General features: G+C 71.4%; 23 protein-coding genes. 15 read left to right on the top strand and 8 right to left on the bottom strand.

The window, feature by feature from the left end; genetic code table 11:
* Window positions 1-114: 114 nt before the first annotated feature.
* Entirely contained in the window at window positions 115-1,653 is a 1,539-nt protein-coding gene (locus ACYUED_RS09310; RefSeq protein WP_491291804.1) for a DUF4331 domain-containing protein, read from the bottom strand.
* Between the two features lie 266 nt (window positions 1,654-1,919).
* Here ACYUED_RS09310 and ACYUED_RS09305 point away from each other — a divergent pair, with 266 nt between their 5' ends.
* The 3 genes from ACYUED_RS09305 (at window position 1,920) to ACYUED_RS09295 (ending at window position 3,673) form a co-directional block, all read left to right on the top strand.
* Window positions 1,920-2,462, top strand: a complete 543-nt coding sequence (locus ACYUED_RS09305; RefSeq protein WP_491291803.1) for a sigma-70 family RNA polymerase sigma factor — start codon at window positions 1,920-1,922, stop codon at window positions 2,460-2,462.
* Window positions 2,459-3,277, top strand: coding sequence for an anti-sigma factor (locus ACYUED_RS09300; protein ID WP_491291802.1), 819 nt, complete (start codon window positions 2,459-2,461; stop codon window positions 3,275-3,277). Before ACYUED_RS09305 ends, ACYUED_RS09300 begins: the two co-directional genes overlap by 4 nt.
* A gap of 126 nt (window positions 3,278-3,403) precedes the next feature.
* Window positions 3,404-3,673 (top strand): hypothetical protein, encoded by a 270-nt coding sequence (locus ACYUED_RS09295; protein WP_266678455.1) that lies wholly within the window; start codon window positions 3,404-3,406, stop codon window positions 3,671-3,673.
* A gap of 210 nt (window positions 3,674-3,883) precedes the next feature.
* On the opposite strand, the gene ACYUED_RS09290 is transcribed toward ACYUED_RS09295, so the two are convergent.
* Together ACYUED_RS09290 and ACYUED_RS09285 are read right to left on the bottom strand one after the other, a co-directional pair.
* Window positions 3,884-4,666: an ABC transporter permease gene (locus ACYUED_RS09290; protein WP_491291801.1), complete on the bottom strand. Its 783-nt coding sequence runs from the start codon at window positions 4,664-4,666 to the stop codon at window positions 3,884-3,886.
* Entirely contained in the window at window positions 4,663-5,610 is a 948-nt protein-coding gene (locus tag ACYUED_RS09285) for an ATP-binding cassette domain-containing protein (RefSeq protein ID WP_491291800.1), read from the bottom strand. Before ACYUED_RS09285 ends, ACYUED_RS09290 begins: the two co-directional genes overlap by 4 nt.
* A gap of 63 nt (window positions 5,611-5,673) precedes the next feature.
* Between ACYUED_RS09285 and ACYUED_RS09280 the strand changes: the two genes are divergently transcribed.
* Entirely contained in the window at window positions 5,674-6,387 is a 714-nt protein-coding gene (locus ACYUED_RS09280; protein WP_491291799.1) for a TetR/AcrR family transcriptional regulator, read from the top strand.
* Window positions 6,388-6,622: 235 nt separating this feature from the next.
* Here ACYUED_RS09280 and ACYUED_RS09275 read toward each other — a convergent pair whose 3' ends face one another.
* The 3 genes from ACYUED_RS09275 to hmgA are packed head-to-tail and all read right to left on the bottom strand — an operon-like array spanning window position 6,623 to window position 9,966.
* On the bottom strand, window positions 6,623-7,783 hold the full coding sequence (locus ACYUED_RS09275; protein WP_491294193.1) for a type ISP restriction/modification enzyme: 1,161 nt from the start codon (window positions 7,781-7,783) through the stop codon (window positions 6,623-6,625).
* Between the two features lie 26 nt (window positions 7,784-7,809).
* Window positions 7,810-8,559, bottom strand: coding sequence for a GntR family transcriptional regulator (locus tag ACYUED_RS09270; protein ID WP_491291798.1), 750 nt, complete (start codon window positions 8,557-8,559; stop codon window positions 7,810-7,812).
* A 27-nt stretch (window positions 8,560-8,586) separates the two neighbouring features.
* A complete protein-coding gene (gene hmgA / locus ACYUED_RS09265; protein WP_491291797.1) occupies window positions 8,587-9,966 on the bottom strand; it encodes a homogentisate 1,2-dioxygenase in 1,380 nt (459 codons plus the stop codon).
* Window positions 9,967-10,153: 187 nt separating this feature from the next.
* Here hmgA and ACYUED_RS09260 point away from each other — a divergent pair, with 187 nt between their 5' ends.
* From ACYUED_RS09260 to ACYUED_RS09210, 11 genes are all read left to right on the top strand, one after another.
* Complete coding sequence (locus ACYUED_RS09260; RefSeq protein WP_491291796.1) at window positions 10,154-10,759, top strand: hypothetical protein; 606 nt, start codon at window positions 10,154-10,156, stop codon at window positions 10,757-10,759.
* Window positions 10,756-11,373, top strand: coding sequence for a TetR/AcrR family transcriptional regulator (locus tag ACYUED_RS09255; RefSeq protein ID WP_491291794.1), 618 nt, complete (start codon window positions 10,756-10,758; stop codon window positions 11,371-11,373). The genes ACYUED_RS09260 and ACYUED_RS09255 overlap by 4 nt, the downstream gene beginning before the upstream one ends.
* A 158-nt stretch (window positions 11,374-11,531) precedes the next feature.
* Window positions 11,532-13,784, top strand: coding sequence for a molybdopterin oxidoreductase family protein (locus ACYUED_RS09250; RefSeq protein ID WP_491291793.1), 2,253 nt, complete (start codon window positions 11,532-11,534; stop codon window positions 13,782-13,784).
* Window positions 13,785-13,917: 133 nt separating this feature from the next.
* Window positions 13,918-15,345 carry a CitMHS family transporter gene (locus ACYUED_RS09245; protein ID WP_491291792.1) on the top strand — a complete coding sequence of 476 codons (1,428 nt, stop codon included), beginning with the start codon at window positions 13,918-13,920 and terminating at the stop codon, window positions 15,343-15,345.
* A 73-nt stretch (window positions 15,346-15,418) separates the two neighbouring features.
* On the top strand, window positions 15,419-16,663 hold the full coding sequence (locus ACYUED_RS09240) for an MFS transporter (protein ID WP_491291791.1): 1,245 nt from the start codon (window positions 15,419-15,421) through the stop codon (window positions 16,661-16,663).
* A 102-nt stretch (window positions 16,664-16,765) separates the two neighbouring features.
* Window positions 16,766-17,446, top strand: a complete 681-nt coding sequence (locus ACYUED_RS09235; protein WP_491291790.1) for a hypothetical protein — start codon at window positions 16,766-16,768, stop codon at window positions 17,444-17,446.
* A 55-nt stretch (window positions 17,447-17,501) separates the two neighbouring features.
* Window positions 17,502-18,146: a class F sortase gene (locus ACYUED_RS09230; RefSeq protein WP_491291789.1), complete on the top strand. Its 645-nt coding sequence runs from the start codon at window positions 17,502-17,504 to the stop codon at window positions 18,144-18,146.
* 182 nt (window positions 18,147-18,328) lie between these two features.
* Complete coding sequence (locus ACYUED_RS09225) at window positions 18,329-19,675, top strand: ABC transporter ATP-binding protein (protein ID WP_491291787.1); 1,347 nt, start codon at window positions 18,329-18,331, stop codon at window positions 19,673-19,675.
* 126 nt (window positions 19,676-19,801) lie between these two features.
* On the top strand, window positions 19,802-21,190 hold the full coding sequence (locus tag ACYUED_RS09220) for an aldehyde dehydrogenase family protein (RefSeq protein WP_491291786.1): 1,389 nt from the start codon (window positions 19,802-19,804) through the stop codon (window positions 21,188-21,190).
* Window positions 21,191-21,201: 11 nt separating this feature from the next.
* Window positions 21,202-22,284 carry a zinc-binding dehydrogenase gene (locus ACYUED_RS09215; protein ID WP_491291785.1) on the top strand — a complete coding sequence of 361 codons (1,083 nt, stop codon included), beginning with the start codon at window positions 21,202-21,204 and terminating at the stop codon, window positions 22,282-22,284.
* Between the two features lie 189 nt (window positions 22,285-22,473).
* Complete coding sequence (locus ACYUED_RS09210; RefSeq protein ID WP_491291784.1) at window positions 22,474-23,799, top strand: MFS transporter; 1,326 nt, start codon at window positions 22,474-22,476, stop codon at window positions 23,797-23,799.
* Here the strand turns inward: ACYUED_RS09210 and ACYUED_RS09205 are convergent.
* A complete protein-coding gene (locus tag ACYUED_RS09205; RefSeq protein ID WP_491294191.1) occupies window positions 23,791-24,756 on the bottom strand; it encodes a DMT family transporter in 966 nt (321 codons plus the stop codon). The two genes, ACYUED_RS09210 and ACYUED_RS09205, sit on opposite strands and share 9 nt — an antisense overlap.
* 114 nt (window positions 24,757-24,870) lie before the next feature.
* A complete protein-coding gene (locus ACYUED_RS09200; protein WP_491291783.1) occupies window positions 24,871-25,581 on the bottom strand; it encodes an ArsR/SmtB family transcription factor in 711 nt (236 codons plus the stop codon).
* Between the last annotated feature and the right edge of the window lie 7 nt (window positions 25,582-25,588).

The following is a 25,588-nucleotide window of genomic DNA, read 5'->3' as shown; positions in this document are numbered from 1 at the left end:
GCGGGGAGTGCGGCGCGGCCCGGCCGTGGGGGATGGATACGAGCGGGCCGCGCCAGTCGGTGGGGCGGCCGGGCGGCGCTGTTCAGGAGCGACGCCCGGCCCGCGGGGGAGGGCCTAGTAGGCCCGGCTCCGCATCCGGCGCCACCACATCAGGCCCGCGCCGATCAGCGCGATCCCGGCGGCGCCGGCTCCCGCGGAGGCGGCGATCAGACTCGTGTCGGTCATGCCGCCGGAGGAGGAACCGGCCGGCTGCAGCGCGTCGCCCAGCTGGTTGCGGACGTCGTTGCCGCTGGTGACACCCTTGGCGGTGGCACCGCGCGAACCGGCCGTCGGGTTGGCCAGGTACGGGAACGAGTGGCCGAAGTTCTTGTCGTTCTTGTCGACCGCGTCGCCCAGGTCGTTCTTGGAACCGACCAGTTCACCCTCGACGACCTGCAGCGCCTCGTCGATCACGTCGTCGGTGAGGCGACGGCCGTTCGGGAAGCCCGCGTTGTCACCGTCGAGCACGCCCAGCCGCTTCGGGTAGGCGGTCGGCTTGATCGAGGTGTTCAGGCGCAGTTCCTCCGCCGGGCGTACGTTCGGCGGCTGGTTGAGGCCCTTGACGCCCTTCAGGAAGACGTCGACCAGGTCGTTGCGCGGCTCGGCGGGCGCCTTGATCTTGTAGATCCCCTCGATGAGCTTGGGCAGCTCCGGGTTGGTCACGTTCTTCAGGAACTGCGCGTCGTACCACGGCGAGGACGCGTTGAACTTGTCCTTGTCCTTCAGCGGGTTGACGACCTCGTTGACCAGCGGGTTGCCCAGGCGCGAGACCTGCTCGTAGTAGCCCTGTGCGTTCCTGCGCTGCGTCGTCGACCAGACGCCGACGACCGGCTGGTGCTTCGACTCCGTGATCATGTCGGTCGGGACCTGCAGGGCGATCGAGTTGACGTTGTAGCCCTTGAGGGTGTCCCGGCCGACCTCGGAGAGGTTGCCGCCGTAGAGCAGGTCGAAGACGCGCAGGTCCAGGAAGAACGGGTCGTCGGCCTGCCCGGCGAACGTCTGCGCGCCGTTCGCCAGCTTGTAGACCGCCTGCTTGCGCAGGGTGTTGTAGTCCGGCATCGACGCCTTGCCGACGTTCGACGGCGCCACCGGCACGTTGTCGGCGAGCTTCGTCTTCGACATCACCTTCTGGTTGTGCAGCTTGACCAGGTCGATGTCGTACGTCTGCGTGACGTTCAGGTCGGGGTCGTTCAGGCTGGTGACCGCGCCCGTGTTGTAGAGGAACGTGTTCTTGTTCTTCGTATGCGTCTTGAAGGTGTAGCGCAGCAGCAACTCGCCCTGCGCGTCACCGTTGTTGTCGATGTGGATGTCGTACTGCGCGTCGTCCGCGAACGTGAAGAAGTTCGGGCCGCCCGCCGGGTCCTCGAAGGGGATCCAGTTGGCGATGATCGTCGTCGTGTCCGGCTTGTCCGGGCTGACGAACGCGTAGACGTCCGTGTTGTCGTACTGGGGCTGCCCCGAGATCAGCGGAGCCTCCCGGTGGCTGGAGGCGGAGGCCGCCCCCGGTTCCAGCGTGGCCACGCCGGCGGCTGCGAGCCCCCCGGCGGCCAGCGCGCCGGCTATCAGGGTCGCGATGCTCCTGCGTCCCGCACCGCTCCTGGAGATAGGTGTCATGCCGTCCGTCCTCAGTCCCAACTTGCCTGACGAACGCTGATTCGGAGCGGTCGGCAGGGTGGATTGGTCGAATCCCAAACGTTCTTACGGCGAACTTGGAATCTTGTTTCAGACGAGCCGGGAATCTTGTGTCGGCGAGCGTGGATTCATGGAGAGCGGACCCGCGTTTTGGGCACGGCGATCCGTAACCCCATCCGGAGGTGCGTTCGTTGCGAATGCCTGGTGTGACGGGACGGGGCCCATGCGGCCGGAGAGAGGGGGACCGAGTGGAGGCGGACGAGCTTCTGGTACTCGTGGCAGGCGGAGACCAGAAGGCATTCGAGAAGCTGTACGGGATGGTGTCGGGCCCGGTGTTCGGACTGGTCCGACGTGTCGTGCGGGATCCGGCGCAGTCGGAGGAGGTGGCCCAGGAGGTGCTGCTCGAACTCTGGCGGTCCGCCGCGCGGTTCGACCCCGGACGTGGCAGCGCCCTGTCCTGGATCCTCACCCTCGCCCACCGCCGAGCCGTCGACCGGGTGCGCAGCGCCCGCGCGGCCGGCGAACGCGAGCAGCGCGAGGCCCGCCGGTCCCACAACCCCGCCTTCGACCAGGTGACCGAGGAGGTCGAGGCGGGCCTCGAACGCGAGTGGGTCCGCCGCTGCCTGGACCGCCTCACCACCCTGCAGCGCCAGTCCGTCACCCTCGCCTACTACGACGGCTACACGTACCGTGAAGTGGCCGAGCGGCTCTCGCTGCCGCTGGGCACGGTCAAGACCCGTATGCGCGATGGACTCACCCAGCTGCGCAAGTGCCTGGGAGGTTTCGCATGAGTCTCCTCGACAAACTGCTGCGCCGCGGGGACCTGCACTCGCTCGCGGCCCCCTACGCACTCGACGCCCTGGAGCCCGCGGAACGGCTCCGCTTCGAGAAGCACCTCGCGTCGTGCGACGTCTGCGCCGCCGAGGTGCGCGCCCTGTCCGAGGACGCCGTCCGCCTCGCCTGGTCCACGGCCGCCCCAGCGCCGACCGCGATGCGCAACCGGGTGCTGGCCGCCGTACGGGCCACGCCGCAGGAGCCGGGGGCCGTACGGGAGCACACCCCCCAGCTGCCGCCGCACGTGTGGGGTACGCAGCCGCCGCCGGCACGCTCCCGTGCGCCTCGTGAGCGCCGCCCCCTCTTCGTACCGTTCGCCACGGCGACCGCCGCCGCGGCCCTCGTCGTCGCCTCGCTCTTCGCCGTCCAGGCGAACCAGACCCAGGACACCCTGAACGCCGAACGCTCCCAGGCACGTGAGATCGCCCACGTTCTCGCAGCTCCCGACGCCCGCGCGAACTCCGGCAAGGACGCCCGGGGCCGAAGTATCTCAGTGGTCGCCTCCGCATCGGAGGGGCAGGCCATCGTCACGCTCAGCGGATACGGTGAGCTGCCCAGCGGACGCGTGCACCAGCTGTGGCTCATGCGCCCCAACGTGCAACCGCGCTCCCTCGGGCTCTTCAAGGGCGGCGACACACCCTTGGTCGCGACCGACCTCAACAAGTCCGCCACGTCACTCGCTGTGACCGTCGAGCCCGACGGTGGCTCACCGCAGCCCACCAGCCAGCCGATTGTCCAACTCGCCCTGAAATCGGTTGGATTCGGAGAGTGACGAACGAAGAGTCGTCAACACCCTTACGGGGAAGGTGAATCCTGTGACCGCGATACACGAGTGCCCCGACGGGGCGATAGGGTTACCCTGCCCGGGCCGGGTGGACTCGTACGGGTGGGGAGTGACATGGAACAGATAACAGTGAGCAGCAGGGCCAGGGTCCCTGCGATCACGTGCGGGAGCAGCGCGACCAGTTCGCGCCTCGACCGCCATCTCTCGGTGCTGGCGGGTCCTGCCGTCCCGCAGCGGGAGACGGCCGAGGCGACCTTGCTGATGCGTGAGCTGACGGCGCGTGACACCCCGCGTGAGCGCAGTGCAAGGGGCAAGCGCGTGAGTCGTGTCCTGCTCTTCGCGCCACTGCGCCGACTGCGTCGTTCGCTGTTCGGCGGGCGCTGAGCGAAACCGGCGTTCGTTCCGCGAGGGCCGCGCCCGGAGCACCGCGTCGTCCGGCGCGACGCCGCGATCCCGTCGTCCGTCATCCCCACGGCATGCAGCGACGCCCGGGCCTGCGCCCGGGCGTGGCCACATCTCCCGATCCATCACCTCCGGTACGTCCCACCCGCTCGGTACCCGAGGCGACACCCCCTGTGTCTCCGGCCGTTGAGGTCAGCGCTCCCCGCGCGCATACCTGCGCACCGCGAGCGGCAGGAACACCGCGATCAGCACGGCGCACCACATCAGTGACCCGGCGACCGGGTGCGCCACCGGCCAGGCCGCGTCCCCCGGCACCGGAGCGTTGCCGAAGAGGTCCCGCAGGGCCGTCGTCACCGCGCTGATCGGATTCCACTCGGCGACCGTCCGCAGCCAGCCCGGCAGACCCTCGGTCGGGATGTAGGCGTTGGACAGCAGCGGCAGCATGAAGGTCGCGCCACCCAGCTGACCCGCGGCCTCCTCGCTCCGTGTCAGCATGCCGAGGAAGATCCCGACCCACGTCGTCGCGAACCGGAACAGCAGCAACAGGCCGACGGCGCCCACCGCTTCGAGCGCGCTCCCTTCGATACGCCATCCCACGGCGAGTCCCACCAGAAGGAACGGCACGGTCCCGGCGGCCGTGACGACGACGTCCGCCACGGCCTGACCGAGCGGCACGGCCGTCCGGCTGATCGGCAGCGTCCGCAGCCGGTCCATGACGCCCCGGTGCGTGTCCTGGGCGGCCTGGAACATACCGGTCATGATGCCGTTCGCGGCCGTCGCCACCAGCAGTCCCGGCACCAGGAAGGACCGGTACTCCCCGCCCGGCATGGCCAGCGCGCTGCCGAAGACGTACCCGAAGAACAGCAGCATGCTGATCGGCATCGTCTGGGAGAGGATCAGCAGCCCCGGGTTGTTCCGCATCCGCCGCAGCTGACGACCCAGCAGGGCTGTTCCGTCGTACGCCATCGTGCTCATGCCGCACGCTCCTTGTCGTCTTCGGTCAGCCGGAGGAACGCCTCGTCCAGCGTCGGCGGTCGCAGGCTCGCGTCGAGCAATGGCACGCCCGCCGCGTCGAGTTCGCGCACCAGGCGGGGCAGCGTGAGTGTGCGGTCCCGGGTGACCGCGCCGACGGCGTATCGCTCGCGGTCGAACGACGGCTCGGCGCCCGTGAGTTGGTCGATCACGCCGGCCGCCTTCGCCATCATGTCCGCATCCGTGACGATGACCTCGACATACGTGCCGATGACCGCCTTGAACTGCGAGGGCGACCCCGTGTGCGCCACCCGCCCCCGGTCCACCAGGGCGATGTCGTCGGCGAGTTGGTCGGCCTCCTCCAGGTACTGCGTGGTCAGCAGCACCGTCGTGCCATCGGCCGTCAGCTCACGCACCGCGTCCCAGATCAGGTTGCGGCTGGAGGGGTCGAGCCCGGTCGTCGGCTCGTCCAGGAACAGCACGTCGGGGCGGCGGATCAGGCTGGCCGCCAGGTCCAGCCGGCGCCGCATGCCGCCGGAGTACCCGGACGCGGGCCGGTTCGCCGCCTCGGCCAGCCCGAACCGGTCGAGGAGCTCGTCGGCGCGCTGTCCGGGCGCCCGCACCCGGTGCAGCCGCGCGAACAGCCGCAGGTTCTCGCGGCCCGTGAGGTCGCCGTCGACCGACGCGTACTGCCCGGTGACGCCGATCCTGCGCCGTACGGCCGCGGGCTCCCGGACGAGGTCGTGGCCCGCGACCCGAGCCGAGCCCTCGTCGGGCCGCAGCAGCGTCGTCAGCAGCCGTACGGCCGTCGTCTTGCCCGCCCCGTTGGGCCCGAGGACACCGCAGACCGTGCCCTGGGCCACCGCGAGATCCAGCCCGCGCACCGCCTGCACCTTGCCGAACCTTTTCTTCAGACCTTCACTAAGTACAGCGTACGTAGAAGTCATGTCCCGACCATAGCGCACTACGTACGCTGTACGTAACTAGGATGGTGGCCGAGGTGATGATCGATGGCGGGCCGAGCGGCGGTACCCGAAGTGATCTGGGCGCGTCCCGAGCGGACGGGCCGGGGGCCGAGGCCGGCGTACACACGCGCCGACATCGCGGCGGCGGCGGTGCGCGTCGCCGACTCCGGTGGCCTGGACGCGGTGTCGATGCGGCATGTCGCGGCCGAGCTGGGCTGCGGGACCATGTCGCTGTACAACTACGTCCCCCGTAAAGAGGACCTGTACGAGCTGATGGTGGACGCGGTCAGCGGCGAGCACGACCTGTGGGAGCCGTCGGGGGACTGGCGGGGCGACATGCGCCGGGTCGCCGGGCAGACGCGGGCGCTGATGCACCGGCATCCGTGGATGACCCGGCTGATGTCACCGGTCTACGGCTTCAGCCCGAATGCCCTGCGCTACCTGGAGCACTGCCTGGTCTGCCTGGATCCGCTCCAGGTGCGCTACGGCATGAAGATGCAGCTGGTCGGCATGTTGAACGGGTGCGTGACGTCGTACGTCGCGACGGAGCTGGCCGCCGCCGAGCGGACGCGGTCGCTGCCGTGGTCGGCGGAGGAGGAGAGCGCGGTGCGGATCGCCTACCTGGGGAGCCAGGTGGCCGGCGGCGCCTATCCGCGGATGGCCGCGGCGTTCACGGAGGATCCGGGGCCGATCGATCTCGACGGGGCCTTCGAGCTGATGGTGGAGCGGATACTGGACGCCTTCGCGCCCGGGAACTAGGGGCCCCGGCAGGCGACGTTCGCCCCGTCGCGACGCCCGGCACGCTCCCCGCTGCCTCAAGGGCGTGGGAGGTGCCCCCACTCGCCGCGCCGGGCACAGGCCCAAGTGCGTCCCGTAGGGGCCCGCACCCGGCACGGGCGAGAGCACGCACCGGACGCCGCTCCTTGACGGGCAGACGTTGCCTGCCGGGGCACTTGGCGCGGGAACCAGAAGGCGTGGGAACGGGGGCCGGGGGCTAGATCAGCGCGAACTGGCCCTCGGGTCCCTCCTCGTGGTGATCGAGGACCGAGGCCGGCTTCCGTGTCGTCTCCGGCGCCGGGAGCACTCCCGCCTTGTGCAGGTCGGAGGCGGTGACGGGTGCCGTCACCGTCAACTCCTCCTGCTGTGACCGCAGTTCGGCCAGCAGCGCCAGGACCGTGATCAGCTCCAGCAGCTCCGAGGTCCACGTCTGCGGCCATGTCGCCGGCCGGATCGCCGTCAGTGTTCCCGGCTCCGCCCGGGCCGTGCGGGCCGTGAACCACTGCTCCAGGACCCGGACGCCGGCCGCCTCGAAGTCCCAGGCCTCGGGTGGCACCGGGGAGATGCGGCCCTCGTCGAGCAGCAGCGTCTCCTCGTCGCGGTCGTAGTCGATCGTGAGCGGCCGTGAGGGCAGCGGGGCACGCACATACGGCCTGCGGCCCCCCGGCAGCTTGGGACGGTCGCCGTCCCGGCGCATCAGCCAGAGCGTGCGGCGGCCCAACTCCACTCCGTGCGACCAGAGTTCCGCGTCCCCGGTGAGCGGGACCGTCAGGTCGGGCCGTACGGCCGACAGCGTCCAGGCGAGGAAGTCCGGCGCCGTGGGGGAGTGGCCGAGCCGGGCGCCCAGGTGGTCGAGCAGCCCCGGCGCGAGGTTGGGTTCCGTGCCGCCGGGGCGGCGGTACAGGGGACGGATGCGGCCGGGGCGGAGGAGGGAGAGGCAGGACGTGGCCAGGACCCGGGGTGCGGTCGTCTCCGACGGTGTCTCCACCACGAAGATCTGCCGCTCGTCGGCCACCCGCCACAGCTCGGGACGGGCCGCGTCGATCAGCCGGTGGTCGGGGATCAGCCACTGCTGGTCGAAGGGGGCGTGCAGGACCCGTACGGGGTCCGGGCAGGGGCCCGCGGCACGGATCAGCTTCTCGGTGCCGCTCGACTGGCCCGGGAGCCGGCCGACCGCCGTGTGCAGGGTGCGCGAGCGGGTCGGCTCGAACAGGGCCTCCCGGTCCGGGCCCTCGGCCTTCAGCAGGGCGTCCCAGCGGGCTTTCAGGGATGCGGCGTCGGGGCCCGTCGGCCACCCCCGGCCGAGCCGCGGCGGTGCGACGGACCACGGCATGAGGTCCGCCAGCAGCGGAGCGTCGTCGTGCGTCACGCTCGGCATCGTACGGCGTGGTACGGGCACTGCGGTCATGTGGCGTCCAGGGTCACCGTGAAGGAGAAACGGTCGCCGCGGTAGTGGATCACCGCCGCGTCCAGGACTCTTCCCTGTGCGTCGTAGGTCACACCCGTGTAGTGCAGGATCGGGCTGAGCAGCGGGACTTGGAGCAGCCGGGCGGTCTCCGGGTCCGCCAGACGGGCCTCCACGGTGTCCGTGATGCGGCTGATGTCCGCCAGCATCACGTCACGCAGCACCTTGGTCATCGGCCAGCGCAGCAGGTCCGACGGGTCGATGCGGGCGGCCAGTTCGGGCCGGACGTAGTTGCGGGCGTGGTTGGTCGGCTCGCCCGTCTTCTCGTCGCCGCGCAGACGGTGGTACGTGCCCACCTCGTCGATCTCCGGGAAGTACTCGGCGAGTTCGGGCGGCACGGGCGCCGGGCCGTGGCCCAGCAGCTCGGTCGTCATCCCCGACTGCTGGGCCACGATGGCGTCCACCGAGCCGAGCAGGCGGACCGGGGCACCCCGTCTGGCCTGCGGCTCGATGAACGTGCCCCGGCGGCGGTGGCGCGTGATCAGGCCCTCGTCCTCCAGCTCCTTCAGCGCCTGCCGCATGGTCAGCACGCTGACCCCGTAGTGCCCGGCCAACTGCTCCTCGGTGGGCAGTCGCAGCGGGTCCCGGGGCGAGCGGCCGAGTATCGAGGCGCGCAGGGACTGCGACACCTGGTACCAGAGCGGCAGCTTGCGGTTCAGGACGATCGAGTCCGGGGCGAAGGAGGTCACGGGGCCATCCGTACCGGTAGTGAATCTTCAGTGCAAGGGGCGGAAATGCCTCTCCAGGCCCTGCCACACGTCGTCGTAGCGCTGCTGCAGGTGCTCCGCGCCCGCCGCGTGCGGGGTGAGCGTCACCGGCCAGCGCGTCTCGAACATGAACGCCAGCCCGTCGTCCACCCTCTGCGGCTTCAGTTCGGCCGCGCTCGCCCGGTCGAACGTCTCCCGGTCCGGACCGTGCGCCGACATCATGTTGTGCAGCGACCCGCCGCCCGGCACGAAGCCCCCCTTCCCGGCGGTCTTGGCGTCGTAGGCGCCCTCGATCAGGCCCATGTACTCGCTCATCACGTTCCGGTGGAAGTACGGCGGCCGGAAGGTGTCCTCGCCGACCAGCCAGCGCGGCGCGAAGACGACGAAGTCGACGCCGGCCAGGCCCGGGGTGTCGGACGGCGACGTCAGGACGGTGAAGATCGACGGGTCGGGGTGGTCGTAGGAGATGGTGCCGATGGAGTTGAAGCGGCGCAGGTCGTAGACGTACGGGACGAGGTTGCCGTGCCAGGCGACCACGTCGAGCGGCGAGTGGTCGTACAGGGCCGTCCAGAGGTTGCCGCAGAACTTGTTCACGACCTCCACCGGGCCCGCCGTGTCGGTGTCGGTCTCGTAGGCCTCGTACGCGGCGACGGGGGCCTGGAAGTCGCGGGCGTTGGCGAGGCCGTTGGCGCCGATCGGGCCGAGGTCGGGGAGGCCGAAGGGGGCCCCGTAGTTCTCGCACACATAACCGCGGGCAAAGGCGTCCAGCAGCTCCACACGGAAGCGCACCCCACGGGGAACCAGCGCCACATGTCCCGGTTCCACATGCAGAAGCCCGAACTCGGTGCGCAGCAGCAGCCCGCCGCGCTCCGGGACGATCAGCAGCTCGCCGTCCGCATCGCTGAAGACGCGCTCCATCGAGGAGTTGGCGTGATACAGGTGCACCGCCATGCCGGCGCGCTGCGTGGCGTCGCCGTTGCCGCCGAGGGTCCACAGGCCCGCGAGGAAGTCCGTACCGGACGCGGGTTCGGGCAGCGGGTTCCAGCGCAGGCGGTTGGGGTCGGGCACCGACTCGGTGAAGGGGGCCGTACGGATCGAGCCGTTGTCCGTGCGCGTGAACGCCGGGTGCGCGGCCGACGGGCGGATCCGGTAGAGCCAGGAGCGCCGGTTGTGGGCCCGCGGCTCGGTGAACGCCGTACCGCTGAGCTGTTCCGCGTACAGCCCGAGGGGCGCGCGCTGTGGCGAGTTGCGGCCCACGGGCAGGGCGCCGGGGACGGCCTCGGAGCTGTGCTCGTTGCCGAAACCGGTCAGGTAGGTCAGCCCCTCGGCCGTCTTGCGCGCTCCCCCGCGCTCGAACCCGCTCGTGCGGGCGGTACCCCCATCGCTCATCGTCGCTCCCTTGCGAACTGCCGCGGCCTGATTCCTGCGCATCTGATTCCTATGTATCACCGTAGGATTGCGGTTTCGTCGGCGCAAGGGGGCCTGGGGACCTCCTCACCAGGGAGGAACCGGGGAGGAACGAGAACCAGACTCCAGGGGGATCCGGCGGCCGGACCGGTGTTCTAGTCTCCCGGGCATGTCGTGGACGCGGGGTCTCCTGGCCGTGCTCGCGGTCTGTGTCCTGCTGCTGACCGGATCCGCGAGCTGCGGCTCCGGTGTCGCCCGCGAGGGGAAGAACGGGGAGTCGGTCTCCCCGGTGGGCAAGGTCCTGCCCCATACGGACAAAGAGGGCCGGCACTACCGTGAGGTGCAGAAGAAGGGCGCGCCCGAGGTCGGCATCGAGGTGCAGCCGGACGTCCATGACACCTGGGACGTCCGCCTGACCGTCCACAACTTCCGCTTCTCTCCCGGCGATGCGTCGCCGCGGGCGAGGGCGGGCCGAGGCGTCGCCTACGTCTTCGTCGACGACCGGCTCGCCACCCGGCTCAGTGGCCTCACGTACCGCCTCCCGGCCCGGCTCGTGCCCCGCGGCACGCACCACGTCACCGCCCGGCTGTACGCCGACGACGGCACCGTGTGGGCGGTGAAGGGCGAGCCCGTCGAGAGCACCGCCGACATCACGGCGTCCGAGGCGGCGGGCGCCCCGGGCGGCAGTCCGGCCGCGCGCGCGTTGAGTGCACGTAGCACCTATACGCGTACTGGGGGGCGAGGTTCTCCGGAGCGCGCCGGAAAGGCATCATGAAGCCCGTGCCCCACGCGACATCGCTACGCCGTGCGCCTGTGCAGCGGCGCAGTGCAGAACGTCTGACCAAAATCCTCGACGCCTGCGCCGACCTCCTCGACGAGGTCGGTTACGACGACCTGAGCACCCGGGCCGTGGCCCAGCGCGCCCAGGTCCCCATCGGCTCGGTCTACCGTTTCTTCGGCAACAAGCGGCAGATGGCCGACGCGCTCGCCCAGCGCAACCTGGAGCGCTTCACCCAGCAGGTCACCGAGCGGCTGAAGTCGGCCGGTGACGGGGGCTGGCGCTCGGCGATGGACGCCGTCCTCGACGAGTACCTGGCCATGAAGCGCACCGCCCCGGGCTTCTCCCTCGTCGACTTCGGCAACCAGATCCCGGTCGGCGCCCGCAACGCCGAACCCAACCACCGGGTCGCCGACCGCCTCACCGACCTGCTGTCCGGCTATCTCGACCGGGAGCCGGACGAGGATCTGCGCCGCGCCTTCCTCATCGCCGTGGAGACCGCCGACACCCTGGTCCACCTCGCCTTCAGAATGGCGCCCGAGGGCGACCCCAAGATCATCGACGAGGCGCGGGAGCTGTTGCGGGCCTATCTGGCGCGGGTGCTGGACTGAGAGCGGTCCGAGAGTTCCGGGCGGTCCGATGGCGGTCGGGAGCGGTCCGGTGTGCGCCTCGCAGATTTCCGACCTCATCCCCGACGGGGCCTCCCGCACTTGCATACCAGTCGGTATGCTCGGTCGGGCCCAGCGTCGTCGCCCATCGGGAGGACCCCGTGTCCCGCACCGCTCTGCGTATCTGTCCCCTGTGCGAGGCCACCTGTGGGCTGACCCTCACCATCGAGGGAACCCGGGTCACCGGCGCCCGAGGCGATCGCGACGACGTGTTCAGCAAGGGGTTCATCTGCCCCAAGGGCGCCTCGTTCGGTGCCGTCGACGGCGACCCCGACCGGCTGCGCACCCCGCTCGTACGCAAGGACGGCGAACTGCGCGAGGCCACCTGGGAGGAGGCCTTCGACGCGGTCGCCGCGGGCCTGAGGCCCGTCGTCGAGCGGCACGGCCCGCACGCGGTGGGCGTGGTCCTCGGCAACCCCAACGTGCACACCATGGCCGGCGCCCTCTACCCGCCGGTGCTGCTCGCCGGCCTCGGCACCCGCAGCGTCTTCACCGCGTCCACCGTCGACCAGATGCCCAAGCACGTCTCCAGCGGCCTTCTCTTCGGCGACGCGAACGCGATCCCCGTGCCGGACCTGGACCACACCGACCATCTGCTCCTCATCGGTGCCAACCCCCTGGAGTCCAACGGGAGTCTGTGCACCGCCGCCGACTTCCCCGGCAAGCTCAAGGCCCTCAAGGCCCGCGGCGGCACCCTCACGGTCATCGACCCGCGCCGCACCCGCACCGCGAAACTCGCCGACCGGCACCTCGCGATCCGCCCCGGCACCGACGCGCTCCTCCTCGCGGCCATGACGTACGTCCTGTTCGAGGAGGGCCTCGTCGATCCCGGGGCGCTGACCCCGCACCTCCAGGGCCTCGACGAACTGCGCGAAGCGGTAAGGGACTTCACTCCCGAAGCGGTCGCCCCGGCCTGCGACGTGGACGCCGACGTGACGCGCGCCCTCGCCCGTGAACTCGCCGCCGCCCCCACCGCCGCCGCGTACGGCCGCATCGGCAGCTGCACCGTCCCCTACGGCACGCTCGGCAGCTGGCTCGTCGACGTCCTCAACATCCTCACCGGCAACCTCGACCGCCCCGGCGGCGCCCTCTTCCCGCAGGCGGCAACCGACAGGACGCCCCGCCCGGCCGGACCGAGCCACGGCTTCACGCTCGGCCGCTGGCACTCGCGGGTGAGCGAACACCCCGAGGCGAAGGGTGAGTTGCCGCTCTCCGCGCTCGCCGAGGAGATCGACACCGCCACCGAGCAGGGCGAGCCGGTCCGGGCGCTGGTCGCCGTCGCCGCCAACCCGGTGCTGTCCGCGCCCGACGGCGACCGGCTCGACAAGGCCCTGGACTCCCTGGACTTCATGGTCAGCGTCGACCCCTACCTCAACGAGACCTCGCGCCACGCCCATGTCGTCCTGCCGCCGCCCCCGCCCTCCCAGAGCCCGCACCACGACTTCGCCTTCAACACCCTGGCCGTACGCAACCAGGTCCGCTACACCCGCCCCGCCGTCCCCCTGGAGCCCGGCCGCCTCGCCGAGACCGAGATCCTCGCCCGGCTGGTCCTGGCGGCCACCGGCATGCACGGCGCCGATCCGTCCGCCGTCGACGACATGGTGATCGCGCAGACCCTCGGCAAGGCGGTCAAGGAGCCGCACTCCCCTGTGCACGGCCGCGACCCGAAGGAACTCGCCGCCGACCTCACCGGTGTGAGCGGCCCCGAGCGACGGCTCGACATGATGCTGCGCCTCGGCCCCTACGGCGACGGCTTCGGCGTACGACCGGACGGGCTGAGCCTGGAGCAGCTCCTCGCGCACCCGCACGGCATCGATCTCGGTCCGCTGCGGTCCCGCCTCCCGCAGCCGCTGAAGACGAGGAGCGGCAGGGTCGAACTGCTGCCGCAGCCGATCGCCGGCGACCTGCCCAGGCTGAAGCGGGCCCTGGAGGAGCTCCCCGACGGACTCGTCCTGGTCGGCCGCCGGCACCTGCGCTCCAACAACAGCTGGATGCACAACGTCCCCGCCCTCACCGGCGGCACCAACCGCTGCACCCTGCACATCCACCCCGAGGACGCCGAGCGCCTCGGTGTGCTGGACGGCGCCGCCGTACGCGTGAAGGGCGCCGGGGGAGAGGTGACCGCCCCCGCGGAGGTCACCGACGCCGTGCGCCCGGGGGTGGTGAGCCTGCCGCACGGCTGGGGCCACGACCGGCCCGGCACCCGGATGAGCCATGCCGCCACCGACCCCGGCGTCAACGTCAACCAGCTCCTCGACGGCAGCCTGCTCGACCCGCTCTCGGGCAACGCGGTCCTCAACGGAGTGCAGGTCGACATCACGGCCGCGGCCGAAATGGTCATGCCTCTGACCTGAGAAAAGCCCTGACCTGCAGTTTTGCGCTTATTGCTCACAGGTCAACGTCTTGTTAACGCCGTTTGAAGGGACCTAACGTCGTCGCACCGCCTGCCCGGTGGGATGTTCAAGGGCGAACGTTAGGTATCCACTCATGCTGACCATCCTCGGCTTCGCCATGATCGCGACCTTCCTGGTCCTGATCATGCTGAAGAAGATGTCGCCGATCGCGGCACTCGTGCTGATCCCGGCACTGTTCTGCGTCTTCGTCGGGAAGGGGGCGAAGCTCGGCGACTACGTCCTCGACGGCGTCACCAGCCTCGCCCCCACCGCGGCGATGCTCATGTTCGCGATCGTCTACTTCGGCGTGATGATCGACGTCGGCCTCTTCGACCCGATCGTTCGGGCCATCCTGAAGTTCTGCAAGGCCGACCCGCTGCGGATCGTCGTCGGTACGGCCGTCCTCGCCGCGATCGTCTCGCTCGACGGCGACGGCTCGACCACCTTCATGATCACTGTCTCGGCGATGTACCCGCTGTACAAGCGCCTGAAGATGAGCCTGGTCGTGATGACCGGTGTCGCCGCCATGGCCAACGGTGTGATGAACACCCTGCCGTGGGGCGGCCCGACCGCCCGCGCTGCCACCGCGCTCAAGCTCGACGCGAGCGACATCTTCGTCCCGATGATCCCGGCGCTCGCCACGGGCCTGGTGTTCGTTCTCGCGCTCTCGTACGTCCTCGGGCGTCGCGAGCGCAAGCGGCTCGGCGTGCTGACGCTGGACGAGGCGCTGGTGGAGGAGAAGGAGACGGAGACGGAGACCGTGTTGGTCGGCGCCGGCTCCGGTTCGGGTGTGGGCTCCGGTACCGGCAAGTCCCTTTCCCGCAACGGCGGTTCGGGCTCTGGCACGGACGCGGAGCTGCCCAAGGAGGAGGACGAGGGCTTCCAGGGCCTCGACCCCGACCGGGCCACCCTGCGCCCGAAGCTGTACTGGTTCAACGCCCTGCTCACGGTGACGCTCCTCACCGCCATGATCATGGAGTGGCTGCCGATCCCGGTGCTGTTCCTGCTCGGTGCCGCGCTCGCCCTGACGGTCAACTTCCCGCACATGCCCGACCAGAAGGCCCGCCTCGGCGCGCACGCCGAGAACGTCCTCAACGTCTCCGGCATGGTCTTCGCCGCCGCCGTCTTCACCGGCGTCCTGCAGGGCACCGGCATGGTCGACCACATGGCCAAGTGGCTGGTCGAGAACATCCCCGACGGCATGGGCCCCCACATGGCCTTCGTCACCGGCATCCTGAGCATCCCGCTCACGTACTTCATGTCGAACGACGGCTTCTACTTCGGCATCCTGCCGGTGCTCGCCGAGGCCGGCCAGGCCCACGGCGTCTCGTCCCTGGAGATCGCCCGCGCCTCCCTCATCGCCCAGCCGCTGCACATGTCGAGCCCGCTCGTCCCGGCCGTCTACGTCCTGGTGGGCATGGCCAAGGTCGAGTTCGGCGACCACACCAGGTTCGTCGTGAAGTGGGCCGTGCTCACCTCACTGGTGATCCTCGGGGCGGGAATCCTCTACGGCATCATCTGATCCGGCCCGCACGCCGTCCGGCCCGGCCGGACACGGTCCGATTCGGCCCGCACATCGTCTGGAGGACTTCACCATGAGGCCCGGTGGGAACCGCGGCTGGCTGCTCCGCCTCGTCATCGCCTTCGGCTTCGCGCAGGGGGCGGTGTCGATGGCCCGGCCCGCCGTCTCCTACCGGGCCCTCGCGCTGGGCGCCGACGAGCGGGCGGTCGGCGTCATCGCGGGCGTCTACGCCCTCCTCCCGCTCTTCGCCGCCGTACCGCTGGGCCGTCGCACCGACCACGGCCGCTGCGCACCGCTGCTGCCGGTCGGCGTGGTCCTGATAGCGGGGGGCTGCGCACTGAGCGGCATGGCGGGCTCCCTGGGGACGATGGCGGTCTGGAGCGGGGTGATGGGCCTCGGCCACCTCTGCTTCGTGATCGGCTCCCAGTCCCTCGTCGCCCGCCGGTCCGCCCCGCACGAACAGGACCGCAACTTCGGCCACTTCACCATCGGCGCCTCGCTCGGTCAGCTGGTCGGCCCGATCGCCGCGGGCGTGCTCATCGGCGGCCCGGACATGGCCGGCACCAGCGCACTGGCCCTCGTGGTGGCGGGCGCCGGTGCCGCCGTCGCGTTCACCTCGCTGTGGCGCATCGAGGACCGTACGGCAGTGAAGTCCCGTACGGGAGAAGCGGTTCGCGTGCCGGTCGGGGACATCCTGCGCGCCCGGGGCGTGCCCGCGGGCATGCTCGTCAGCCTCTCGGTGCTGTCGGCCACCGACATCCTCACCGCCTATCTGCCGGTGGTCGGCGAGCACCGGGGCATCGCGCCGTCGGTGATCGGTGTGCTGCTGAGCGTGCGTGCGGGGGCCACCATCGCCTGCCGCCTGGTCCTCACCCCGCTGCTGCGGCTGCTCGGCCGGCCGGCGCTGCTGACCGTGACCTGTCTGCTGGCGGCCCTGCTGTGCGCCGGGATCGCCCTGCCGATGCCGGTGTGGGCGCTCGGTGCACTGCTGGCCGCCCTCGGCTTCTGCCTCGGCGTCGGCCAGCCGCTGTCCATGACGACCGTCGTCCAGGCCGCCCCGGACGGCGCGCGCTCCACGGCACTCGCGCTGCGTCTGACCGGCAACCGCCTCGGTCAGGTCGCCGCGCCGGCCGCGGCGGGCCTGGTCGCGGGGGTCGCGGGCGTGGCGGCTCCGTTCGTGATGCTCGGGGCGCTGCTGTTGCTCTCGGCGGGCAGTGCTCTGCGTGGCCCGGCCGCCCCGGGCGGCGGCCAGGTAGCCCGGACCGCTTCGGACGGGCGCCCGGCCGGAAGCCGATTGCGCCGGTCGAGCGATATCTGACGGCGCGTCGGGTGACGTTGCCGCAGGGCGAGGGCTGGATGTGAAAGAGAGTCAGGTGAAAGAGCGATTTGTATGAAAATCGTCTGACTCGGAGGAACGTCCATGCCCACCTTGATGCCCCCGTCCGCCGGCGCCCGTCTCGGCGCCGTCGCCCTCACCGTACTCACCGCGGCCGGGGCCTCCTGGTTCGCGCCAACGGCCGCTGTGGCCGCCCCCGGCGACGGTGCCGACATCAGGATCCACGAGGAGCGCGTGCCCTACGGTGTCTCGAAGGACGACCCCGCGGTCTGCAGGTTCTACCTCGACGCCGCGAACTTCGGCGACGTGAGCAGCGTCTCCTACTCCATCACGGCACAGCCCCCGCTGCCCACCGCGGCCACCGTGAGCGGCACGATCTCCCTCGCCGGCGGGGCCGGTCACACGGACACCCTGGGTCTGGCCGACGGCAGGTACACGCTGGTGTGGACCTTCACACCCCTCACGCCGCCGAACGCCCTGCCCGTCCGTTCCAAGGAGAAGATCTTCACCGTCGACTGCCACAGCAGGCGCGACCCGGAACGCGGCCAGCAGGGCCCCAACCGGACGATCGAGGACCACGCCGGTCCGGGCGGCCACCAGGACGGCGGGCCGAAGGGCGGCGTGCACGCCGGGGGCGGCGGTCTCGTCGACACCGTGCAGTCGTACAACCCGCTGAGCGCGGCCGCGGGCGTCGGCCTGGTGGCGGTCGGCGGAGCCGTCTACGTCCGGGTGCTGCGGCGCCGCCGCTCCCACGGTGCCGCGTAGGCGCCGACGCAGGCCGTGGTACCGGACCCGCGCCTACCGCCTCGCCAGGACGGCCATGATCGTGGCCGTCCTGGTGACGGTCGTGCGGTGCGGGGGGCACCACCACCCGGCCGCGCCCGTCCGGGCCGGGGGGCCGGCGCCCGCCGAGGCACCTGCCGAGCCGGCCCCCGGCGTCGCCGACGGACGGCCCCGGGCCGTCGAGTCGACGCCCTCGGCCACGCCCGCCCCGCCGCCCCGGCCGCTGCCCCGGTCGCCGGCGACCGGCCTGCGCGTACCGTCTCTGGGGATCGACGCGCCGATCGTCGCGGTGCGGGTCGGCCCCGACCGCCGGCTCGGCACCCCGCCGCTGGACAGACCCAAGCTCGTCGGCTGGTACCAGGACGGGCCCTCACCGGGCGAGACCGGCACGGCCGTCGCCGTCGGACACCGGGACACGAGGACCGGCGCCGCCGTCTTCGCCGCGCTCGCGCAGGTGCACCCCGGCGGCCGGATCGAGGCCCGGCGCGCCGACGGCCGCACCGCGGTCTACACCGTGGACCGCGTACGGGTCTTCGACAAGGCCCGCTTCCCCGACAAGGAGGTGTACGGCCCGAGCCGGCGCCCCGAGTTGCGCGTGCTCACCTGCGGTGGTCTCTTCAGCCACCGGACGGGCTACAGCAGCAACGTCGTCGTCTTCGCCCATCTGACGGCGACTCGCTGAGCCGACTGAATCTGAGCGTCCGCTTTCTCGGTGGGCGGAATGAGGAGCCCGATTCCGTCCTTTGCCTTCCCCCGACCGCGTACAGTCCGTTAACTTCCGTGACTCACAGCCCGTACGACCCGCACGGGCCATTCGACCGCGGAGCATCAGCGCTCGCTCAGTACGCCCCCGGGGGCAGTGTCATGACACGCGCCATCTCTCTGCACGACGTGAGCAAGACCTACACGCGAGGCGTTCGCGTGGTGGACCGGATGTCGCTGGACATCCGGCCGGGTGAGTTCCTCGTGCTGCTCGGTCCGTCCGGCTGCGGCAAGTCCACCGTGCTCAGAATGATCGCCGGGCTGGAGGAGATCACGGAGGGCAAGCTGCTGCTGGACGGCGAGTACTGCAACGACCTGCTCCCGTCGGACCGGAACATGGCGATGGTCTTCCAGAACTTCGCCCTCTACCCGAACATGACGAGCCGCGGGAACATCGGCTTCCCGCTGCGCGTCGAGAGCCCCGGCGAGGACCCGCGCCCGCGCGTGGACGCCACCGCCCGCATGCTCGGCATCGAGGACCTCCTGGAGCGCTTCCCCAACCAGCTCTCCGGCGGCGAACGCCAGCGCGTCGCCATGGGCCGGGCCATCGCCCGCCACCCCTCCGCCTTCCTGATGGACGAGCCGCTGTCCAACCTCGACGCCAAGCTCCGCAACCATCTGCGGGCCGAGATCTCCAAGCTCACCCGCGAGTTGGGCGTCACCACCATCTACGTCACCCACGACCAGGCCGAGGCCATGTCGCTCGGTGACCGGGTCGCCGTGCTGCGCGGCGGGGTGCTCCAGCAGGTCGGCACCCCGCGCGTGGTCTACGCCCTGCCCCGCAACGTCTTCGTCGCCGCCTTCATCGGCACCCCGCGCATCAACCTGCTGCGCGGCCTGGTCCGTGCCCCGCTCGACGGCGCGATGACCATCAGTCTCGGCAAGCAGTATCTGCGGCTGCCCGAACCCCTGTGCCTGGACCACCAGTTGCTGCGCGTGCAGCAGGGCCGGGAGGTGATCGTCGGGCTGCGCTCGGAGGCCGTGCGCATCGCCGAGCGCTCCTCGGCCCGCCCCGGCGAGGTGCCGATCACCGGCCTGGTGGAGCACGTGGAGTTCCAGGGCCACGAGGTCCTGGTCCACTTCAACACCGGCTCCCAGCCCGCCTTCGTACCCGACCTCGAGGCGCCGCGTCCCGCCGTACGGCCCTCCCGGCGCCGCCGCCGGGAGGGCGGCCCGACCGTCCTGGAGCGCATGCGGGAGCGTGCGGGCGCCCTGCGTGCCGGCCCGGTGGTGGTCATGGACGAGCCGGACGACGCCCCCTCCGCCCAGCCCGCCTCCGCCGAGCCCCGCCTCCCGGGCGACCTGGTCGTACGCACCACCCCCGACATCGAGCTCCGCCACGGGATGCAGGTCCCGCTCCTGGTCGACATCGCCCATCTGTTCGTCTTCGACCGGCACGGCGAGCGCATCTGCCCGTCCCCGGCGCGCCTGCCGGACCTGGAGGGGTAGGCCTCCGGCGAGGGGGTGCCCGGCGTCCGAAAACTATCGCCGCTAGTTTATGTGGCGGTGGGTCGGTAGGTTTGACACGGACGACGCACCCACGCGGACGACGCACCCCGCCCCCGGAGGAGCACGATGAAGGCACACGACGGGATGTACATCGACGGCGCCTGGCGCCCTGCCGCGGGCGGGGAGGTCATCGAGGTCGTCAACCCGGTCGACGAGCGGGTGATCGGCCGGGTTCCGGCCGGCACCGCCGCCGACGTCGACACCGCCGTACGGGCCGCCCGCGCCGCCCTCCCGGCCTGGGCCGCGACCCCTCCGGCCGAGCGGGCCGCCCGGCTGGCCGCCCTGCGGGACGTCCTCGAGGCCCGCAAGGACGAGATCGCCGAGACGGTCACCGCCGAACTCGGCTCGCCCCTGCAGTTCTCGCGGCACGTCCACGCCGCCGTACCGATCGCGGTCGCGGGCTCGTACGCCGAGCTGGCGGCGACCCACGCCTTCGAGGAGAAGGCCGGCACCTCGATCGTCCACCTGGAGCCGGTCGGGGTCGTCGGCGCGATCACGCCCTGGAACTACCCGCTGCACCAGGTCGTCGCGAAGGTCGCCCCGGCGCTCGCGGCCGGCTGCACGGTGGTGCTCAAGCCCGCCGAGGACACCCCGCTGGTCGCCCAGTTGTTCGCCGAGGCGGTGCATGAGGCGGGTGTCCCGGCGGGTGTCTTCAACCTTGTCACCGGCCTCGGGCCGGTCGCCGGACAGGCCCTCGCCGAGCACCCGGACGTCGACCTGGTCTCCTTCACCGGTTCGACGGCGGTGGGCCGGCAGATCGGCGCGACCGCCGGCGCGGCCGTGAAGAGGGTCGCCCTGGAGCTGGGCGGCAAGTCCGCCAACGTCATCCTGCCGAGCGCCGACCTGGCCAAGGCGGTCAACGTCGGCGTCGCCAACGTCATGTCCAACTCCGGGCAGACCTGCAGCGCCTGGACGCGGATGCTGGTGCACCGGGACCGGTACGAGGAGGCGGTCGCTCTCGCGGCCACCGCCGCCGCGAAGTACGGCGAGCGCATCGGCCCCGTGGTCAACGCCAAGCAGCAGACGCGAGTGCGGGGTTACATCGAGAAGGGCGTGGCGGAGGGGGCCCGGCTGGTGGCCGGCGGCCCCGAATCACCGTGCGAGCAGGGCTACTTCGTCTCCCCGACCGTCTTCGCGGACGTGACGCCCGAGATGACGATCGCCCAGGAGGAGATCTTCGGCCCGGTCCTGTCGATCCTCCCGTACGACGACGAGGAGGACGCCCTGCGTATCGCCAACGGCACGGTCTACGGCCTCGCCGGCGCCGTCTGGGCCGGCGACGAGGCGGAGGCGGTGGCCTTCGCGCGCCGCATGGAGACCGGCCAGGTCGACATCAACGGCGGCCGCTTCAACCCCCTTGCCCCCTTCGGCGGTTACAAGCAGTCGGGCGTCGGCCGCGAACTCGGCACGCACGGCCTCGCCGAGTACCTCCAGACCAAGTCCCTGCAGTTCTGAGGAGCGTATCCGTGGTTCGCGCAGCAGTACTTCCCGGCGTGGGCGCCCCGCTGGAGATCACCGGCATCGACCTCCCGGACCCCGGCCCCGGCCAGGTCCGCGTCCGGCTCGCCGCCGCCGGGGTGTGCCACTCCGACCTGTCCCTGTCCAACGGGACCATGCGGGTGCCGGTCCCGGCCGTCCTCGGGCATGAGGGCGCCGGCACGGTCGTCGCCGTCGGCGAAGGCGTCACGCATGTCTCACCCGGCGCCGAGGTCGTCCTCAACTGGGCTCCGTCCTGCGGAAGTTGCCACGCCTGCTCGCTCGGTGAGGTGTGGCTGTGCGCCAACGCCCTGAACGGCGCCGCGGACGTGTACGCCCACCGCGCCTCGGACGGCTCCGACCTCCACCCCGGCCTGAACGTCGCCGCGTTCGCCGAGGAGACGGTCGTGTCCGCGGGCTGCGTCCTGCCCCTGCCCGAGGGGGTGCCTCTCACCGACGCGGCCCTCCTGGGCTGCGCGGTCCTCACCGGTTACGGCGCCGTCCACCACTCGGCGCGGGTACGGGCCGGCGAGACGGTCGCGGTGTACGGCGTCGGGGGAGTGGGCCTGGCGGCCCTCCAGGCGGCCCGGATCGCGGGAGCCGCGCGCATCGTCGCCGTCGACGTCTCCCCGGAGAAGGAGGAGCTGGCACGCGGCGCGGGCGCCACGGACTACGTCCTCGCCTCCGAGACGACGGCCCGCGAGATCCGGGGCCTGACGGACAAGCAGGGCGTCGACGTGGCCATCGAGTGCGTGGGCCGCGCGTCGACGATCCGCACGGCCTGGGACTCCACCCGCCGCGGCGGCCGTACGACGGTGGTCGGCATCGGAGGCAAGGACCAGCAGGTCACCTTCAACGCCCTGGAGATCTTCCACTGGGGCCGGACCCTGGCGGGGTGCGTGTACGGCAACTCGGACCCGGCGAAGGACCTGCCGCTGCTGGCCGGACACGTGCGGGCGGGCCGCCTGGACCTCGGCGCGCTGGTGACGGAGCGGATCGGCCTGGACGGAATCCCGGCGGCGTTCGAGAACATGCTGGCGGGCAAGGGCGGACGGGCGCTCGTCGTCTTCTAGCGCGTCCGATTCGGCCCGCCCGATTCAGCCCGCCCGGCGTTCGAGGACGCGGCCACTCAGGACGATGGGCATCTGGGGGCGCAGCCCCCAGATGCTCCATACACGCACCATGCACACCCGTTGACCCCATACCGTCCGGTCAGTATGTTCCCGGGAACGTCCCCACCGCACCCACTGGAGTGTGCACGCATGGACACGTTCCCCTCCGCTCACCCCACTCCCACCCCGACCGCCCTCCCCCCGGTCAACCGCCGCCGCGTCGCCACCGCCGCAGCGCTCGCCTCGGCCGTCGAGTGGTACGACTACTTCGTCTTCGGCATAGCCGCCGCCCTCGTCCTCGGTGACCTGTACTTCCCGGCCGGCAGCTCCACCGCCGGAGTACTCGCCGCCTTCGCCACCTTCGCCGTCGGTTTCCTGGCCCGCCCGATCGGCGGCGTCATCGCGGGCCAGCTCGGCGACAAGCGGGGCCGCAAGCCGATGCTGGTCCTCGCGCTCACGCTCATGGGCGTCGCCACCACCGGCATCGGCCTGCTGCCGACGTACGACACGATCGGCGTCGCCGCACCGATCCTGCTCGTCCTGCTGCGCGTCGTGCAGGGCGTCGCGGTCGGCGCGCAGTGGGGCGGCGCGATGCTGCTGGCCACCGAGTACGCCCCCGAGGGCAAGCGCGGCGTCTACGGCAGTGTCGTCCAACTCGGCGTCCCCATCGGGGTGGTGACCGCCAACACGGTCTTCCTGATCGCCGGGGCGTTCACCAGCGACTCCGCGTTCGCGGCCTGGGGCTGGCGACTGCCGTTCCTGGTCGGCCTGCTGGTCCTCGCGCTCGCCTGGTACATCCACCGGCATGTCGAGGAGACCCCCGAATTCCGGCAGGCCGAACGGGAGCTGGCCGAGAAGGAGAAGTCCGAGCAGAACTCGCCGCTGCGCACGATCCTGCGCGAACACCTCGGCACCGTGTTCCTGGCCGGCGGTTCCTTCGCCGTGAACACCGCGACCTTCTACATCCTGATCACCGGCGTCCTCGACTACACGACGCGTGACCTGGGCATGAAGCGGGACGCGGTGCTCACCGTCTCCCTCTGCGTCAGCCTCACCCAGCTCGTGCTGATCCCGGCCGCCGCCGCCCTCTCCGACCGTGTCGGCCGCATCAGGATCTATGCGTTCGGCGCGGTCGGCATCGCTCTGTGGGCCGTACCGATGTTCCTGCTGATCGACACCGGTTCACTGCTGTGGCTGGCGGTCGGCACGTTCGTCGCCGGCTGCTTCCTCAGCATCATGTACGGCCCCCAGGCCGCCCTGTTCGCCGAGCTGTTCACGCCCGAGATGCGCTACACGGGAGCCTCCCTCGGCTACCAGATCGCGGCCGTGCTCGGCGGCGGCCTCGCGCCCTTCGTGATGGTGCTGCTGCTGGAGGCGACGGGCACCTCCATGGCCGTGTCCGGCTACATCATCGCCCTCGCGGTGATCGCCCTGCTGTCCATCAAGGTCCTTGCGGGCAGGGTGCGTTCAGGCTGATTCGGGGGTCTGATGGGGCCGCGGCTCCGGAGTGCTCTGCGGCGCCGCGGCCCGCGCGAGACCCTTCCGGGGCCGCGAAGCCTTCCGGGGCCGCGACCGCGACACCGCCACACCCGCCAGACACAGAGCACCACCGGCCAGCGTGAGCAGCCCCGGCACCTCGCCGAGCACCAGCCACGACATCAGTACGACCAGCGCGGGCACCGCGTACGTGGTCGCCCCCATGCGGGAGGCGGTCGTACGGGCGAGGGCGTACGCCCAGGTCGTGAACGCGAGAGCGGTGGGGAACACGCCCAGATAGACCATGTCGAGCGTCGCCGACACGGGCGCGTCGGCCGCCTCGCCCACCAGCTGCCCGGCGAACGGCAGGCATCCCACCGCACCGACGAGGCAACCGAACGTCGTCACCTGCAGCGCACTCGCCCTGCCCAGAGCCGGTTTCTGTGCGACGACGCCGCCCGCGTACCCGACCGCGGCCAGCACGCACAGCACCACTCCGAGCACCGAGGATCCGCCGCCGCCCGACATCGACAGCCCGACCGCGACCGCCCCCGCGAACGACACCGCCATTCCCGCCAGCAGCCGCGGCGGCATCGGATCACCGAGCAGCCGGGAGCCGAGCAGGGCGATGAGTATGGGCCCGATGTTCACCACCAGGGCGGCAGTCCCGGCGTCCACCTGCTGCTCGCCCCAGTTCAGGACCACCATGTAGAACCCGAACCACAGCACCCCGGACAGCGCGATCCCCCGCCAGGCCGCCCGAGGCGGCACTCCTTCTTTGCGGACGACCAGCATCACCCCGAGCACCAGCGCCCCGGACAGCAGCCGCCCGAGCGCCAGCGCCCCCGGGGAGTAGGCGTCCCCCGCACTACGGATCGCCACGAAGGCGGAGGCCCACAGCACGACGGTGACGGCGGCGGCAGCGGGGGCCAGCAGGTCGGTACGACGGGGGTTCATCATGCTCCAGAGGCTAGGCAGGGTCAGGGGGTGAGAGCTCGCGGATTTCGGACGGGGTGTGGCTGCGGGTGCGTTGTGGCTTGTCGCGCGGTTCCCCGCGCCCCTTTGGGGCGCTCAGCGCAACGCCGTTGTCTCGATTCCCAAGAGCGTGGCCAGTGCTTGCTCACCTGTCGGTGTCACCCTCACCGCGCGTTCGGTGCCGATCCGCACACACCACCCGGTCTCCAGTGCATGTCGGCACAGGGCCGCGCCCGCGACACCGGCGAGATGCGGTCGGCGTTCGGTCCAGTCCAGGCAGGCACGGGCCAGCGGACGCCGTCCCTTCCGGTCGAGCGCGATACCCGCAGCGCCGAACCAGCGGACGCCCGCATCGGTCAGCGCGAACCCGGTGTCCTGCCGCAACAGCCCGTGCAGCGTCAACGCATCGGTCACGGCGATCCCGAGCCGCCCCGCCAGATGGTCGTAGCAGGTACGCCCCCGCGCCATCGCCGACCCGGCACTCGACTCCCGCAGACTGCGCGGCCGGGCGACCTCACCCGGCTTCACCTGCGCGGCCAGGTCCTCCACCAGCTGGGCGACCCGGGCGTCGGCGAGGCGCACGTACCGGTGCCGGCCCTGCCGTTCCTCAGCCAGCAGCCCGCCCGCGACGAGCTTGCCCAGATGCTCGCTCAGCGTCGACGCGGCGACCCCCGCGTGCCGCGCCAGCTCACCCGCGGTCCACGCCCGTCCGTCGAGCAGCGCCAGCAGACACGCGGCGCGCGTCTCGTCGGCGATCAGCCCGGCGAGCCGGGCCAGCTGCGGTGCCTGGGGGTCCCTGGTCGTCATGGGTTCC

It is taken from the genome of Streptomyces sp. DF42 (assembly GCF_058267695.1).
This window is presented reverse-complemented; position numbering and strand designations above follow the sequence as displayed.

Coding starts and splice junctions, on each gene's coding strand:
- ACYUED_RS09310 (WP_491291804.1), bottom strand. CDS start 1,653: ATGACACCTATCTCCAGGAGCGGTGCGGGACGCAGGAGCATCGCGACC.
- ACYUED_RS09300 (WP_491291802.1), top strand. CDS start 2,459: ATGAGTCTCCTCGACAAACTGCTGCGCCGCGGGGACCTGCACTCGCTC.
- ACYUED_RS09295 (WP_266678455.1), top strand. CDS start 3,404: ATGGAACAGATAACAGTGAGCAGCAGGGCCAGGGTCCCTGCGATCACG.
- ACYUED_RS09290 (WP_491291801.1), bottom strand. CDS start 4,666: ATGAGCACGATGGCGTACGACGGAACAGCCCTGCTGGGTCGTCAGCTG.
- ACYUED_RS09285 (WP_491291800.1), bottom strand. CDS start 5,610: ATGACTTCTACGTACGCTGTACTTAGTGAAGGTCTGAAGAAAAGGTTC.
- ACYUED_RS09280 (WP_491291799.1), top strand. CDS start 5,674: ATGGCGGGCCGAGCGGCGGTACCCGAAGTGATCTGGGCGCGTCCCGAG.
- ACYUED_RS09275 (WP_491294193.1), bottom strand. CDS start 7,783: ATGCCGAGCGTGACGCACGACGACGCTCCGCTGCTGGCGGACCTCATG.
- hmgA (WP_491291797.1), bottom strand. CDS start 9,966: ATGAGCGATGGGGGTACCGCCCGCACGAGCGGGTTCGAGCGCGGGGGA.
- ACYUED_RS09260 (WP_491291796.1), top strand. CDS start 10,154: ATGTCGTGGACGCGGGGTCTCCTGGCCGTGCTCGCGGTCTGTGTCCTG.
- ACYUED_RS09255 (WP_491291794.1), top strand. CDS start 10,756: ATGAAGCCCGTGCCCCACGCGACATCGCTACGCCGTGCGCCTGTGCAG.
- ACYUED_RS09245 (WP_491291792.1), top strand. CDS start 13,918: ATGCTGACCATCCTCGGCTTCGCCATGATCGCGACCTTCCTGGTCCTG.
- ACYUED_RS09240 (WP_491291791.1), top strand. CDS start 15,419: ATGAGGCCCGGTGGGAACCGCGGCTGGCTGCTCCGCCTCGTCATCGCC.
- ACYUED_RS09235 (WP_491291790.1), top strand. CDS start 16,766: ATGCCCACCTTGATGCCCCCGTCCGCCGGCGCCCGTCTCGGCGCCGTC.
- ACYUED_RS09230 (WP_491291789.1), top strand. CDS start 17,502: ATGATCGTGGCCGTCCTGGTGACGGTCGTGCGGTGCGGGGGGCACCAC.
- ACYUED_RS09225 (WP_491291787.1), top strand. CDS start 18,329: ATGACACGCGCCATCTCTCTGCACGACGTGAGCAAGACCTACACGCGA.
- ACYUED_RS09220 (WP_491291786.1), top strand. CDS start 19,802: ATGAAGGCACACGACGGGATGTACATCGACGGCGCCTGGCGCCCTGCC.
- ACYUED_RS09210 (WP_491291784.1), top strand. CDS start 22,474: ATGGACACGTTCCCCTCCGCTCACCCCACTCCCACCCCGACCGCCCTC.
- ACYUED_RS09205 (WP_491294191.1), bottom strand. CDS start 24,756: ATGAACCCCCGTCGTACCGACCTGCTGGCCCCCGCTGCCGCCGCCGTC.
- ACYUED_RS09200 (WP_491291783.1), bottom strand. CDS start 25,581: ATGACGACCAGGGACCCCCAGGCACCGCAGCTGGCCCGGCTCGCCGGG.